This window comes from Nocardia africana NBRC 100379 (genome assembly GCF_001612635.1).
GTDB lineage: Bacteria > Actinomycetota > Actinomycetes > Mycobacteriales > Mycobacteriaceae > Nocardia > Nocardia africana.
Window position 1 is genome coordinate 243690 of record NZ_BDAV01000013.1, and the last position, 15083, is coordinate 258772.

The window sequence follows — 15083 nt, forward strand, 5'->3', positions numbered from 1 at the left end:
GCGCGGCGGAACCGGACCCGGGTGCGGTTCGTTGCACGAACGACGGCCGTATCGGCCACCGTCGCCGACTTCGTCCGCGGCCGTCGGATCGGCACCACTAGAGTTTGTGCCGACCGGACGAGAGGGGTGCGTTACCGATGTTCGACAGCGGCGTGGAAAAGGCCGTGCGGTCACTGCTGGACAACGGGGCACAATTGCAGGCTCCCGCGGTCGCGAAGTACGTCGACCGGTTCCGCCGAGCACACCCGGGCGAGAGTCCGGCTCAGATCCTCGACCGGCTGGAGAAGATCTATCTCACGACCGTGACGGGCAGCGGCACCGCGGTCGGCGCCACCGCCGCCGTCCCGGGAGTCGGCACCCTGACCTCGATCGCGGCGATGAGCGCGGAAACCACGTTCTTCCTCGAGGCCTCGGCCGTGTTCACCCTCGCCGTCGCCGCCGTGCACGGCGTCGCCCCCGAGGACAAGGAACGCCGGCGCGCGCTGGTGCTGGCGGTGGTGCTCGGTGAGAGCGGTATGGAGATCGTGCAGCAGAGCGTGGGCCATTCGGCCAAGAACTGGGGCACGCTGCTGGCGGAGCGGATCCCGGGCATCAAGGGCATGAACGAATCGCTGATGAAGCGCTTCGTCATCCAGTTCGTCACCAAGCGCAGCATGCTCATGTTCGGCAAGATCCTGCCGGCCGGAATCGGCGCGGCCGTCGGCGGATTCGGCAACCGCGCCCTGGGGAAGAATGTAATCGCCAACGCGCGCAAGGCATTCGGACCCGCGCCGATGCGGTGGTCCGGCGGTACCGCGCGCGGCACCGTGATCGACGCCGATCCACTACCGGCACTGGGTAATACGGACGGCACTGCCCCCGGTTCGACGGCCGAGCAACGATGAGCGCGGCCCGCTCGCTCGCCGTCTCGATCAGCGGACTGCACAAGCAGTTCGAGGGTGTGGTCGCCCTGCGCGATGTCGGGTTCTCGGTTCCGGCCGGAACCACCGCGGCCCTCGTCGGCCCGCCCGGATCCGGAAAGTCCACGCTCGTCCACATTCTGCTCGGACTGCTGCGAGCGGATTCCGGCATCGCCGAGACCGCCGACGGCGGCGGGATCGGCGCGGTGCTGCAGCCGCGCGGGCTGCACCCGGCCCGGAGCGTGCGTGCCCAAGTGCGGGTGTACGCGGCCGCCCTGGGTGTGGACGACGAGCGGGTGGACGCCGTGCTCGCCACGCTGCGCCTCGCCGAGGCCGCCACGACGCGGGTGCGGGACGTCCCCGACGGCGTGCGCACGAGGCTCGCACTGGCCCAGGCACTGCTCGCCCAGCCCCGCCTGCTGGTGCTCGACGACCCGTTCGACGGTCTCGAATCAGCCGAGCGGGCATGGCTTTTCGACTATCTGCGCGCTCATGCCCGGCGCGGTGGCACCACCCTGTTCACCTCGCAGAGCCTGGCCGCGGCGGTGCCGGTCTGCGATCAGGTAATCGTGCTCTCGGCCGGTTCGGTGGCCTATCAGGGCAGTCCGCGGCGGCTGCGGCGCAACCATCCGGATCGGCTGGTGGTCGCGGCGTCGAGCCCGATCGCGCTGGCCACCACGCTGGCCGCCCAGGGCTTCACCGACGCGGTGATGCGCGGCGACGGCAGACTCGCCGTCGCCGAGGCGTCACGCGCCGAGATCGAGGCGGCCGCGGCGCTGGCCCGCGTGCATCTCGGCGAGGTGGTGGCCGAACCCGTCCACCCGGATCGGGTGCTGGCCATCCTCACCAAATCGTCCGCGCCGCCGGCCTATCCCGCCCCCGCCCCTGCGACCATGTACGGAACGCGATGATGCTGCCGACCCTGCCTACCGTTCCCGCCGAGGTGAGCCGGGCGGCGACCGCCGAGCTCCGCAAGATCACCGCGGTGCGCTCCGGATGGGTGCTGCCGCCGGTGCTCGCGGCCGTGGGCTTCGTCGTCGCCTCGGCGTCCGCGCTGCGCGGTTCGGGTCCGCAACCCCGCGAGGCGCTGGTCACCGGGACGGCGACCGTCGGGTTGTATCTGGCGATCGCGGTGGCGGTGGGTTCGGCGGCGATCGGCGGCGCGGTCGCGGCCGGCGACGAATACCGCTATCGCAGCATGGGACTCACCGCGCTGTTCACCCCCGACCGGAACGTGCTCTTCGGCGCGAAAGCCGGTGTGGCCGCGGCCTATTCGCTGGTTGTGGCGGTGTGCGCGGAGGTCGGCGCGGCGCTGGGCCTGCTGGCATTCGGTCGGCACACCGTCGAATTCGGCTGGCGACTGGCCGGGGTGTTCGGCGGCGGCCTGCTCGCGGCGGTGTGCTGGGGCGTGATCGGCGTGGGCCTGGGATTGCTGGTGCGCTCGCCCAATCTGGCCGTGATCGCGATGGCGGGATGGCTGTTCATCCTGGAACCGCTGATCTGGCTGGTCGCCAAGGGCGCCGGGATCGCGGGCGTCGTGGTGCTGCTGCCGGGGTCGGCGACCATCGGCTCGGTCGCGATCGGTTCGTTCCCCGAGAGCCCGTTCCTGCCGCCGAATGCGGCCTCGGCCGTGGTGCTCGTGATCTGGGCGGTCGCCGCCGGGGCGGCCGGTTGGTGGTACCTGCGCACGCGCGACATCTGATTTCGACAGCCGATCCGGCCGGAATTTCCCGCACGGGGTGCGGGAAACGCGGGGTGTCGGGGCGCGTCGGTACCGTCGAATCGACATGAACGACACCGACACCCTCCACCCCGAACCCGGCCGCGACGCGGGCTCGGCCGCAGGGCCGCCGTCCCGCGCGCGGCGCCGCCGGGTGCCCGACGCGGGCCGCGGCGGCTGGTTGCGGCGGCTCTGGACCGCCTGCGCGGGTCACCCGCGGGTGCTGGCCGGCGTCGTTCTGGCCGTGGTCGCGGGAGCCGGTGCGGAGGCCGCGGCACCGCTGGCCGCCAAGGCGGCATTGGACCGAGCCCGGCTGGGCGAGGTCGGGGCACTCGCGCCGATCGCCGGAATCCTGGTCGCCCTCGCCGTAGCCCGATTCGCGGCGACCTACGGGCGGCGCTGGCTCGCGGGGCGGCTGGCCCTCGACGTCCAGCACGAGGTGCGGGTGGACCTGCTCACTGCATTGCACCGCTACGACGGACCGCGGCAGGCCCGGTTGCGCACGGGTCAGGTGGTGTCGCGCTCGATCAGCGACCTGCAACTGGTGCAGGGACTGCTCGCGATGGCGCCGTTGTCGGCGGCATCGCTGCTCATCTTCGTCTTCGCCGCGGCCGCCATGCTGGTGCTCTCACCGCCGCTGGCGCTGGTGTCGCTGCTGACCGTGCCGGTCCTGGCGCTGGTGGTGTATCGCGTGCGGCCGCGGCTGCACGCGGCCACCTGGTCGGCGCAACAGCGAGCGGCCGATCTGGCCCAGCACGTCGAGGAGACCGTCACCGGCGTGCGGGTGGTGAAGGGCTTCGGCCAGGAAACGCGGATGGTGCGGATCCTGGAGGAGCACGGGCGGCGCCTCTACGCCCATCGAATGCGCGCGGCCCGCATCGATTCCCGGTTCGCGCCGACGGTGTCGGCGATTCCGCAGGCCGGGCTGGTGATCGTGATCGCCCTCGGCGGCACGCTGGCGCTGCACGCGGTGATCGGCGTGGGCACCTTCCTGGCCTTCGCGACCTACGTGACCATGATGGCGTCGAGCACCCGGATACTGTCCAACGTCCTGGTCATGGCGCAGCTGACCCGGGCGGCGGCCGAACGCGTCTACCAGGTCATCGACGACGCTCCGGAGACCGTCGACCCACCCGATCCGCAACCCCTGCCGGAGGGGCCGCTCGGCCTGCACATCCGGGGCCTCACCTTCGGATTCGAACCGGGCCGCCCGGTGCTGCGCGATCTCGATCTCACCGTGCGCCCCGGTGAGACGGTGGCGGTGATCGGGCCGGCCGGGTCCGGAAAATCGACGCTGACACTGCTGTTGCCGCGATTTTATGCGCCGGAGTCGGGGCGGATCAGCCTCTTCGGGGCGGACCAGGATCCGGAGACCGCCGGAATCGATATCGCGCGGGTGCGGGCCGCCGACCTGCGCGAGGCGATCGGCGTGGTCTTCGACGAGCCGTTCCTGTTCTCCGACACCATCTCCGCCAATATCGCCCTCGGCACTCCGGATGCCGATCCCGAGCAGATCCGAGCGGCCGCGCGCGCGGCCGCGGCCGACGAATTCATCCGCGCACTGCCGGACGGTTACGACACCGTCGTGGGCGAGCGCGGACTCACGCTCTCCGGAGGCCAGCGGCAACGCCTGGCCCTGGCGCGCGCCCTCCTCGCCGATCCGCGCATCCTCGTTCTCGACGACGCCACCTCGGCGGTCGACGCCGTCACCGAGGCCGCGATCTTCGACGCCCTGCCCGCCCACGGCCGCACCACACTGATCCTCGCGCACCGCGAATCGACCCTGGCACACGCGGACCGGGTCATCCGGTTGCCGGGACCGGGCGGGAGCTTCGCGGAGCCGGGTCTGGATGCCGCCGCATCGGGCGACGGATTCACACCCCGCGGGGCGACCGTCCCGGATGCCGAACCCGTTGCTGCCGAAGGAGATTCGAGCCCCGAGCCGGATGCGCCACCGGAGATGCGGGCCGCCCTGGCGAGCCTGGCTCCGGCCACCGAACTACCGGGGCTCGACGACCGCGAACTGGAACAGCCGGATCCGAAATTCCGGCTGGTGCGGTTGCTGCGGCCGGTGCGCTGGCTGCTGGCGGCCGTGGTCGCGCTGCTGGCCCTGGACGCGGCCATCTCGGTGGCGTTCCCGGCGCTCACCCGGTTCGCGCTCGACGACGGCGTCGGACAGCATCGCGGCACCGTCCTGGCGGCCGCGGCCGTCGCCGGGGTGGTGCTGGTGCTCGTGAGCTGGGTGGGCGAGGCACTGGGAACCCGGCTCTCCGCGCGCGGCGGTGAACGGGTGCTGTACGGGCTGCGGGTGCGCAGCTACGCCCATTTGCAACGACTCGGCCTGGACTACTACGAGCGCGAACTGTCCGGCCGGATCATGACGCGGATGACGACCGATATCGATGCGCTGTCGACCTTCCTGCAAACCGGGCTGGGCACCGCCCTGATCAGCCTGGTCACGGTCCTGGGCATCGTGATCGCACTGCTGGTGATCGACGCCGCGCTGGCCGTCGTGGTGTTCGTGGCGCTGCCGCCGTTGCTCGTGGCGACGATGTTCTTCCGCCGCGTGTCGGCCTCGGCGTACTCGGCCTCGCGGGAACGGGTGGCCACGGTCAACGCCGACTTCCAGGAGAACGTCGCCGGCCTGCGTGCGACCCAGGCCTACCGGCACGAGGCCGAGGCCGCCCGCCGGTTCACCGGCTACTCCGACCGATACCGCCGAGCCCGGTTGCGGGCTCAGCGCGCCATCGCGCTGTATTTCGCGTTCGTGCTGGCCTGGGCGGATCTGGCCCAGGCGGCGGTGGTGTATCTCGGGGCCCGCGAGGTCGCGCACGGCACCACGACCGCCGGCACCCTGGTCGCCTTCGTGCTCTACCTGAGCCTGCTGTTCGGGCCGATCACCCAGCTCTCCCAGGTTTTCGACGGTTACCAGCAGGCCCGGGTCGGGCTGCGGCGCATCGAAACACTGCTGCACACTCCGTCCTCGATCGCCGCCGATCCGGCCGATCCGGTCGAGATCGAGGGCGGCCTGCGCGGTGACGTGCGCTTCGACGACGTCACCTTCCGCTATCCCGATGCCAGAACACCTGCGCTGGACAGTGTTTCCCTGCACATTCCGGCCGGCTCGACCCTCGCGCTGGTCGGTGAGACCGGGGCCGGCAAATCGACGGTGGTCAAACTGCTGGCGCGCCTCTACGACCTTCCCCGCTCCCAGCCCGGCGGCGACGGAGCCGGTGCGGCAGTGCTCTCCGGATCCACGCACTCCGGATCCATTCGGGTCGACGAGATCGACATTCGTGACTACCGGCTCGCGCGGTTCCGTGCCCGGCTCGGGGTGGTCCCTCAGGAAGCTCACCTGTTCACCGGCGATGTCGCCAGCAACATCGCGTTCGGGAAACCTTGTGCCACAACGGCAGACATCGCCAGAGCCGCCGCGGCGGTCGGCGCACTCGACATGATCGAGACGCTGCCCCGGGGCATGGCCCAGCCGATCGGTGAGGGCGGGCGCGGGCTGTCGGCGGGCCAACGGCAGCTGATCGCGCTGGCACGCGCGGAACTGGTCGACCCGGATCTCCTGCTGCTCGACGAGGCCACCGCGGTGCTGGATCCGGCCAACGAGGAAAAGGTGCTGGTAGCGAGCAGATCACTGGCTCGCGGGCGCACCACGGTGATCGTGGCGCACCGTTTGGCGACCGCCGCGCGGGCCGATCGGATCGCGGTCGTCGCGCACGGCCGGATCGTGGAATTCGGCACGCACGCCCAGTTGCTGGCAAAGCGCGGAATCTATAACCGACTCTGGGAGGCAGCCGATTCCGACGAAGGAATATTCTCGACCCGGGACGAGTCGTCACCTATGAGGCTGGGTCTGTCCGGGGGTCGTTAACCGGACAGTGGCGCGGCGGTGCGCCTTCGCATGGCCGCGCTGGGGCACGCTGTCACGGCTGGGCCTATCCTCAGAAAGGGCGCATCGGCGCACATCGTGCCGATCGACCCGTGCCGGGCACGTCACAAACGTCGCAGCGCGAAGAACGAAATGAGGCGAACACCTGCTGTGAGCAGCTCAACATCCCAGTTCGGACAGAACCAGTGGCTCGTCGACGAGATGTACCAGAAGTACAAGCAAGATCCGTCGTCGGTCGATGAGAGCTGGCACGAGTTCCTCGCCGACTACACACCGGAGTCGCCGGGTGAGATAGCCAACAGCACTCCCGCCGCATCCGCGCCGACCGCCGCCCCCAGCGCGCCTGCCACTCCCGCTCCGGCCGCTTCCAAGGTCCACAACGCCGCGCCGAGGACCGCGCCCACCCCGGCGCCCGCTCCGGCTCCGGCTCCCGCCCCGGCGCCTGCCGCCCCGGCCGCCTCGGCTCCGGCCGCGCCGAAGGCCACCGCCGCCGTCTCGGCGGCCGCCGCGCCGCCGCAGGCCCGCGGCAGCAAGCCACAGGCCAGCACCACCCCGGCGCCGACCTCCAACGCCGCGCCCACCAAGACCGCTCCGGCCGAACCGGCCGCCGACGAGTCGAAGGTGCTGCGCGGACCGGCCGCGGCGATCGTCAAGAACATGTCGTCGTCGCTGACCATCCCGACCGCGACCAGCGTGCGCGCCATCCCGGCCAAGCTGATGATCGACAACCGGCTGGTCATCAACAACCACCTCGCCCGCACCCGCGGCGGCAAGATCTCGTTCACCCACCTGCTCGGCTACGCGATCGTCCAGGCGGTCAAGGCGTTCCCGAACATGAACCGCCACTTCGCCGAGGTCGACGGCAAGCCGAACGCGGTCACCCCCGCGCACACCAACCTCGGCCTGGCGATCGACCTGCCGGGTAAGGACGGCAGTCGCACTCTCGTCGTCGCGGCGATCAAGAACACCGAGACGATGTCGTTCGCGCAGTTCCACAGCGCCTACGAGGACATCGTCCGCCGCGCGCGCGACGGCAAGCTCACCACCGAGGACTTCACCGGCGTCACCATCTCGCTGACCAACCCGGGCACCATCGGCACCAACCACTCGGTGCCGCGACTGATGCCGGGCCAGGGCGCGATCATCGGCGCGGGCGCCATGGAGTACCCGGCCGAATTCCAGGGCATGAGCGACCAGCAGCTCGCCGAGATCGGGATCGGCAAGCTGATGACGCTGACCTCCACCTACGACCACCGCATCATCCAGGGCGCGGAGTCGGGCGACTTCCTGCGCACCATCCACAATTTGCTGATCTCCGACGAATTCTTCGACGAGATCTTCCACGGCATGGGTGTGCCCTACGAGCCGGTCCGCTGGCGCAAGGACATCAAAGAGCGCGGTGTCGACAAGAGCGTGCGCGTCCAGGAGCTGATCGCGGCGTATCGCAGTCGCGGCCATCTGATGGCCGACACCGATCCGCTGCGGCTGGTGAAGGACAAGTTCCGCAGCCACCCCGACCTCGACGTCACCCAGCACGGCCTGACCCTGTGGGACCTCGACCGCGAATTCAACGTCGCGGGCTTCCACGGCCAGGAGCGGATGAAGCTGCGCGACGTGCTGTCGGTGCTGCGCGACGCGTACTGCCGCCACGTCGGTGTGGAGTACACCCACATCCTGGAAACCGAACAGCTGCAATGGATTCAGCAGCGGGTCGAGCAGAAGCACGAGAAGCCGACCGTCGCGCAGCAGAAGTACATCCTGTCGCGGCTGAACGCGGCCGAGGCGTTCGAGACCTTCCTGCAGACCAAGTACGTCGGCCAGAAGCGCTTCTCGCTGGAGGGCGCCGAGTCCACCATCCCGATGATGGACGCCGTCATCGACCAGTGCGCCGAGCACGGGCTCGACGAGGTCGTCATCGGCATGCCGCACCGCGGTCGCCTGAACGTGCTGGCCAATATCGTCGGCAAGCCGTACTCGCAGATCTTCACCGAGTTCGAGGGCAACATGAACCCGGCCGCCACCCACGGCTCGGGCGATGTGAAGTACCACCTCGGCGCGCACGGCACCTACATCCAGATGTTCGGCGACAACGACATCGAGGTCTCGCTGACGGCCAACCCGTCGCACCTCGAGGCCGTCGACCCGGTGCTGGAGGGTCTGGTCCGCGCGAAGCAGGATCTGCTCACCAAGGAAGACCTGGTCACCAAGGGCGAAGAGGCGCGCACCTTCTCGGTGGTGCCGCTGATGCTGCACGGTGACGCGGCCTTCGCCGGCCAGGGTGTGGTCGCCGAGACGCTGAACATGTCGGGCCTGCGCGGCTACCGCGTCGGCGGCACGGTGCACATCGTGGTGAACAACCAGATCGGCTTCACCACCGCCCCGGAGAACAGCCGCTCCACCGAGTACGCCACCGATATCGCCAAGTCGATCGGCGCGCCGATCTTCCACGTCAACGGTGACGACCCGGAGGCCTGCACCTGGGTGGCCCGGCTGGCCACCGACTTCCGCGAGCGGTTCCACAAGGACGTGGTCATCGACCTCATCTGCTACCGCCGCCGCGGCCACAACGAGGGCGACGACCCGTCGATGACCCAGCCGTACATGTACGACGTCATCGACACCAAGCGCAGCGTCCGCAAGTCCTACACCGAGGCCTTGATCGGCCGCGGTGACATCTCGATGAAAGAGGCCGAGGACGCCCTGCGGGACTACCAGGGCCAGCTGGAGCGGGTGTTCAACGAGGTCCGCGAACTGGAGAAGTATCCGCCGGAGCCGAGCGAATCGGTCGAGCAGGAGCAGACCGTTCCGGGCACCGTCGTCACCGCCGTGGACAAGTCCGTGCTGCAGCGCATCGGCGACGCATTCCTCGGCGTGCCGGACGGCTTCAGCGTGCACCCACGCGTCAAACCGGTGCTGGAACGCCGCCGGGAGATGGCCTACGAGGGCAAGATCGACTGGGCCTTCGCCGAGCTGCTGGCCTTCGGCACGCTGATCGACGAGGGCAAGGCGGTGCGCCTGACCGGTCAGGACTCGCGTCGCGGTACCTTCACCCAGCGGCATTCGGTGATCATCGACCGCAAGACCGGCGCCGAGTACACCCCGCTGCACAACATCGGCAGCGAGAACCCGGGCTGGTTCGCGGTGCACGACTCGGCGCTGAGCGAATATGCCGCGGTCGGTTTCGAATACGGCTACTCGCTGGGCAATCCGGATGCGCTGGTGCTGTGGGAGGCGCAGTTCGGCGACTTCGTCAACGGCGCGCAGTCGATCATCGACGAGTTCATCTCCTCCGGTGAGGCCAAGTGGGGTCAGCTCTCGGAGGTCGTGCTGCTGCTGCCGCACGGTCACGAGGGCCAGGGTCCCGACCACACCTCCGGTCGCATCGAGCGGTTCCTGCAGCTGTGTGCCGAGGGTTCGATGACTGTGGCGGTCCCCTCCACTCCGTCGAACTACTTCCACCTGCTGCGCCGGCACGCGCTCGACGGCATCCGCCGTCCGCTGATCGTCTTCACCCCGAAGTCGATGCTGCGCAACAAGGCCGTGGTCTCCAACATCGAGGACTTCACCGACGCGAAGTTCCGCTCGGTGCTCGAGGAGCCGACCTACGAGAGCGGTGACGGCGACCGGTCGAAGGTCAAGCGGATCCTGCTGACCAGCGGCAAGCTCTACTACGAGCTGGTCGCCGAGAAGGCCAAGAAGAACCGTGACGACGTCGCGATCGTGCGTATCGAACAGCTGTACCCGATCCCGTCCTACCGGCTCAACGAGAAGCTCGCGACCTACCCCAACGCCACCGATCTGGCGTGGGTGCAGGAGGAGCCGGCCAACCAGGGCGCCTGGCCGTTCTTCGGGCTGAACCTGCCGGAGATCCTGCCGGACCGGTTCAACAAGCTGCGCCGCATCTCCCGCCGCGCCATGTCGGCCCCGTCCTCGGGTTCGTCGAAGGTGCACGCGGTGGAGCAGCAGGAGATCGTGGACGAAGCCTTCGCCCCCACGGAGTAGGTAGTTCCTCACCCCGGACGCCGGGCCGGATCGCTCTGTCGAGCGGTTCGGCCCGGCGTCTGTCGTATTCGGGGCGCTGTCGACTCCCGGACGCTGTCACATTCGGGCGTCGTCGATCGTCGTAGTGATGTGGCCGGCTCTTGTGCTAACACTCTTCCGCGTCGTATATTCGGCGTGGAATATTTGAGCCGGAACATGTCGGTCCGCCCGCGTAGTGTGCGGCGGCAGCGACGAAGGGAGTCGAGACCGATGTCCAAGCAGCCGGGTGCCACGTTGACGCCGTTGGCGATCTCGGTACTGGCGCTGCTGGAAGAAGACCGCATGCATCCGTACGAGATGTATCAATTGCTGCTCAAACGCCGGAAGGACAATCTGCTCAAGATTCGCCCCGGCTCGCTCTATCACACGGTGACCCGGCTGGCCGAACAAGGACTGGTCCAGGCGGAGGGTACCGAGCGTTCGGGTAACCGGCCGGAACGCACCACCTACTGCATCACCGAAGCGGGTACCGCGGCGCTGCGTACCCGGATCGCCGATATCGTGCGGCAGCCGACTCGTGAATATCCGATCTTTCCCATCGGCTTGGCGGAGGCACACAATCTTCCGGTCGACGAGGTGATCGCCCTGATCACCGAGCGGATCGGCTGGCTGGACAACGACATCACCGAACTCGACGCCATCCGCGAATGGGCGCGCTCCCGCGAGGTACCACGGCGGTACTGGATGGTGATCGACTATCTGCGAGGTGTGGCACAACACGAAGCCACGTGGCTGCGCGGTCTCATCGAGGAGTTGCGCGACGGTTCGCTGCCGTGGCTGGAATTCGACGAGGCCGGCACCCGTTGCCCCGACAGAACCGGTGACCTCGGCCACGACTGGGGCGCGGCTTTGACCGACGACGTACTCGCCGAGCTGCGGAAAGGTGGTGCGACCACTGCCCAGCACTGATCGGGCGCAGGTGCGCGTCGCGCCCCGAGACCTTCATACGAACCACCCATCGGTCGTCGTCGATCGATGCCGGGAACAGGAACGAAATCTATGACATCGCAAAGAAATCCGTGGCTGGCGCTGACCGCGCTGGTCGTCGGATTCTTCATGATCCTGCTGGATATGACCATCGTCGCGGTGGCCAATCCGGCGATCATGCAGGATCTGCATACCGACATCAACAAAGTCATCTGGGTGACCAGCGCCTATCTGCTCACCTACGCGGTGCCGCTGCTGGTCACCGGGCGTCTCGGCGATCGCTTCGGCCCGAAGAACGTCTATCTGGCCGGTCTGGCGGTCTTCACCCTGGCCTCGCTGTGGTGCGCGGTATCGGCCAACGTGGAGATGCTGATCGCGGCCCGCGCGGTGCAGGGCCTCGGCGCGGCGTTGATGACGCCGCAGACCATGGCCGTCATCACCCGCACCTTCCCGCCGGACAAGCGCGGCGCGGCGATGGGGCTGTGGGGCGGCGTCGCCGGCCTGGCCACGCTGGTCGGCCCGATCCTCGGCGGCGTGCTGGTCGACTGGCAGGGCTGGAACTGGATCTTCTACATCAACGTGCCGATCGGCGTGGTGGCGTTCGCGCTGGCAGTGTGGCTGGTCCCGAATCTGGAGACGCACCAGCACAAGTTCGACTTCGTGGGGGTGGTGCTCAGCGGTATCGGCATGTTCCTGCTGGTCTTCGGCATCCAGGAGGGCAATACCCGGGATTGGGACGCCTGGATCTGGACGATGATCATCGCTGGCCTGGTGGTGCTCGGCCTGTTCGTGGTGAACCAGGCGCGCAACAAGGACGAGCCGCTGGTGCCGCTGAGCCTGTTCCGCGACCGCAACTTCTCGATGTCGAGCGTCGCGATCGCCGCGATGGGCGCCGCGGTCACCTCGCTGATGGTCCCGGCGTACTTCTACCTGGAGGCGGTGCGCGAATACACCCCGACCCGCGCCGCGCTGGTCTTCGCGCCGATGGCCATCGTCACCGGCCTGACCGCGCCGTTCATCGGCAAGATCTCCGACCGGATGCCGCCGCGCATTCTGCCCACCCTCGGATTCGGAGTGTTCGCCCTGACCGTGTTCGGCTTCGCGGCACTGATGAAGCCGGACAGCTCCATCGTGCTGTTCCTGGCGGTCGCGGCCGTCGCCGGTCTGTCGAACTCCTGCATCTGGGCTCCGCTGGCCTCCACCGCCACCCGCAACCTGCCGATTCATCAGGCGGGCGCCGGTGCGGGCGTCTACAACACCACCCGCCAGGTCGGTTCGGTGCTCGGTAGTGCCGCGATCAGCGCGCTGGTCTCGGCCCGCATGTCCGCTCAGGGGCTGGGCAGCGGCCAGTTCGGCGAGGGCGGTGGCACCGGAATGGGCCATATCCCGGAGCAGATCATCGACAAATTCAGCACGGCCCTGGGCCAGGCGATGATCCTGCCCGGCGCGATTCTGCTGATCGGTGTGGTGGCGTCGGCCCTGTTCGTCGGCAGCTCGGCGAAGAAGCAGCAGGCGGCCGAGGCGGGCACCGAACCGGAGAAGGCCGGCATCCCCGGCTGAGCCCGCGAGAGAAACCGCTTCGGGTGATGCTGTGAGCGGTTATCCGATCCGGATCGTCCGGATCGGATAACCGCTCGCCCCGTCCGGGATGACGTCGGCGACGTCCGCGGTCTGCACTGTTCCGGTGCCGTCGGTGGCGCGGGCGCGGACGGTGTGGGTGCCCGCGGGAGCGTCCCAGTCGAAACTCCACTGCCGCCACGTGTCGACGGACGGTTCGGCGGCCAGGCGGGCGGGTTGCCACGGTCCGTTGTCGATCTGAACCTCGACGGCGCCGATGCCGCGATGTTGAGCCCAGGCGACACCGGCGATCGTCACCTTCCCGGCGCGGACGGCGCCGCGTGGGGTGTCGATACGGGTGCCGGTTTTGATCGGCCCGCGTTCGGACCAGCCGCGCCGCGTCCAATAGGCTTGGGCGCGATCGAATCTCGTGATCTCGAGTTCGGTGACCCACTTGGTGGCCGAGACGTAGCCGTAGAGGCCGGGCACGACCAACCGGGCCGGATATCCGTGTTCGACGGGCAACGGCTCACCGTTCATGCCGACCGCGAGCAGGGCGTCGCGACCGTCGGTGAGCGCGGCGAGCGGACTTCCGGCGGTGAAGCCGTCGGCGCTGCGCGACAACACCATATCGGCGTCCGGATGCGGGCCGGCCTCGGCGATCAACTCGTCGAGGCGATACCCCAGCCAGCTCGCGTTGCCGATCAGATCGCCACCGACCGGATTCGAGACGCAGGTCAGCGTCACCAAGCGTTCCACCGACGGCCGGCGCGCCAGATCGGCGTAGTCGAGCCGGATTTCGCGGTCCACCATGCCGTGGATCCGCAATGACCATGTCTCCTTGCTGACCTGGGGAACGGTCAGCGCGGTATCGATCCGGTAGAAGTCGGAATTCGGGGTGAGATACGGCGCCAGTCCCGGTACGCGCAGGTCTGCGGCCGGATCCACCGGCGGCACCGGCACATTCGGTGGCGGCAGCCGCACCGCCGCCCGCTCCCCCGCCACACTGCGCGCGCTCGCCCCGAGCACATGCCCGGCGATTCCCGCCGCGACCGCCAGCACCCCCACCCCGCCGATCCCGCGCATCACCTGCCGCCGATCGACCTGCGCCACATCGGTTTTCATCGCACGAGGCCAGGCAGCTCCGCGCGCACTCAGGCCGGCGTCGTCTCCGTGGGATCGCCCCGGCGTCCCCGCGGGGCGAGCACCGCCCGCGACCGGATCTTCTGCACCCGTCTCCGCACTCCTGGCCTCACCGGCACCGCCACCCGAGGCCGAACCGACCGCTGCGCCGTCGATACGGATGTCCGCCGCGCGCGTCCGGTCGTCCTGCGCCGCAGTGGATTTCGACGAATCGTGCGCAGCTGCCCCTCCACCGGCACCACCCCGCGCCATCGCCGGTGTACCGGCCGCCTCGTAGCGCCGAATCGGCCACCGCAGCGACCCAACAGCCAGCGCCACCCCGATGACCGACGGCAACGCCCAGGTCCAGTTGGCGGCCGGGCGTTCGAGTGCGGCCCACGCCGCCGCAACCCCGAAGACGCCGAGTACCACCGACCCGATCGGCCGCGTGGTTCGCTCGATCACGCCGACGAGCGCCGCGACGATCAGCGCCACCACACCCATCAGCAGGTACAGCATCATCTTGTCGTTCGTGCCGAAGGTGTCGATCGCCCATTCCCGCACCCCATCGGGCGTGTGGTCGACCACCGTCGCCCCGATCGCCGCCAACGGCGCGCTCCCCGCTCCGACCGGTACCGACACCAACTCCGCGACACCCAACGCCAGCCCCGCGGAGACGATCCCGCAGGCCGCGCGCAGTCCCGATCCGGCCATAACGGCGAGCGTACTGCGAATTCCGGCGCACCGGTCCGCCGCGAGAAGTACGGGCGCACCCCACTGCCGGCGCGGCCCCGGCCACTCGAAGCAATGGCAGGCGACCCGCGTTCGGTCGGGTACCGCCCCGAATCACGCGCGAGTGATCCAGCCCATGTCGGCGGTTCCACGGCAAGCACCCAGCCGCTTCTCAGGAATCGCG

8 protein-coding genes are annotated in these 15083 nt (G+C 69.2%); 7 read left to right on the top strand and 1 reads right to left on the bottom strand.

Annotated elements, in window-relative coordinates:
• Positions 1-137: 137 nt before the first annotated feature.
• The 7 genes from NA3_RS24210 to NA3_RS24240 all read left to right on the top strand — a co-directional run bounded on the left by NA3_RS24210 (position 138) and on the right by NA3_RS24240 (position 13048).
• Positions 138-884 carry a hypothetical protein gene (locus NA3_RS24210; protein WP_062965938.1) on the top strand — a complete coding sequence of 249 codons (747 nt, stop codon included), beginning with the start codon at positions 138-140 and terminating at the stop codon, positions 882-884.
• On the top strand, positions 881-1810 hold the full coding sequence (locus NA3_RS24215; RefSeq protein WP_062965939.1) for an ATP-binding cassette domain-containing protein: 930 nt from the start codon (positions 881-883) through the stop codon (positions 1808-1810). The genes NA3_RS24210 and NA3_RS24215 overlap by 4 nt, the downstream gene beginning before the upstream one ends.
• Complete coding sequence (locus tag NA3_RS24220) at positions 1807-2601, top strand: ABC transporter permease (RefSeq protein WP_062965940.1); 795 nt, start codon at positions 1807-1809, stop codon at positions 2599-2601. Before NA3_RS24215 ends, NA3_RS24220 begins: the two co-directional genes overlap by 4 nt.
• Positions 2602-2686: 85 nt before the next feature.
• On the top strand, positions 2687-6502 hold the full coding sequence (locus tag NA3_RS24225) for an ABC transporter ATP-binding protein (protein ID WP_084491825.1): 3816 nt from the start codon (positions 2687-2689) through the stop codon (positions 6500-6502).
• A gap of 150 nt (positions 6503-6652) precedes the next feature.
• Positions 6653-10522, top strand: coding sequence for a multifunctional oxoglutarate decarboxylase/oxoglutarate dehydrogenase thiamine pyrophosphate-binding subunit/dihydrolipoyllysine-residue succinyltransferase subunit (locus NA3_RS24230; protein ID WP_084491826.1), 3870 nt, complete (start codon positions 6653-6655; stop codon positions 10520-10522).
• A 249-nt stretch (positions 10523-10771) separates the two neighbouring features.
• Positions 10772-11470 carry a PadR family transcriptional regulator gene (locus NA3_RS24235; RefSeq protein ID WP_062965941.1) on the top strand — a complete coding sequence of 233 codons (699 nt, stop codon included), beginning with the start codon at positions 10772-10774 and terminating at the stop codon, positions 11468-11470.
• Positions 11471-11560: 90 nt separating this feature from the next.
• The gene (locus NA3_RS24240; protein ID WP_062965942.1) at positions 11561-13048 is read left to right on the top strand and encodes a DHA2 family efflux MFS transporter permease subunit; all 1488 of its coding nucleotides are present in this window, start codon (positions 11561-11563) and stop codon (positions 13046-13048) included.
• A gap of 39 nt (positions 13049-13087) precedes the next feature.
• Here the strand turns inward: NA3_RS24240 and NA3_RS24245 are convergent, their stop codons facing one another.
• Positions 13088-14881, bottom strand: a complete 1794-nt coding sequence (locus tag NA3_RS24245; protein WP_062965943.1) for a molybdopterin-dependent oxidoreductase — start codon at positions 14879-14881, stop codon at positions 13088-13090.
• Between the last annotated feature and the right edge of the window lie 202 nt (positions 14882-15083).

What these genes read in the sequence shown, in the direction of transcription:
- NA3_RS24210 (WP_062965938.1), top strand. Translation starts at nt 138, where the DNA reads ATGTTCGACAGCGGCGTGGAAAAGGCCGTGCGGTCACTGCTGGACAAC.
- NA3_RS24215 (WP_062965939.1), top strand. Translation starts at nt 881, where the DNA reads ATGAGCGCGGCCCGCTCGCTCGCCGTCTCGATCAGCGGACTGCACAAG.
- NA3_RS24220 (WP_062965940.1), top strand. Translation starts at nt 1,807, where the DNA reads ATGATGCTGCCGACCCTGCCTACCGTTCCCGCCGAGGTGAGCCGGGCG.
- NA3_RS24225 (WP_084491825.1), top strand. Translation starts at nt 2,687, where the DNA reads ATGAACGACACCGACACCCTCCACCCCGAACCCGGCCGCGACGCGGGC.
- NA3_RS24230 (WP_084491826.1), top strand. Translation starts at nt 6,653, where the DNA reads ATGAGGCGAACACCTGCTGTGAGCAGCTCAACATCCCAGTTCGGACAG.
- NA3_RS24235 (WP_062965941.1), top strand. Translation starts at nt 10,772, where the DNA reads ATGTCCAAGCAGCCGGGTGCCACGTTGACGCCGTTGGCGATCTCGGTA.
- NA3_RS24240 (WP_062965942.1), top strand. Translation starts at nt 11,561, where the DNA reads ATGACATCGCAAAGAAATCCGTGGCTGGCGCTGACCGCGCTGGTCGTC.
- NA3_RS24245 (WP_062965943.1), bottom strand. Translation starts at nt 14,881, where the DNA reads ATGGCCGGATCGGGACTGCGCGCGGCCTGCGGGATCGTCTCCGCGGGG.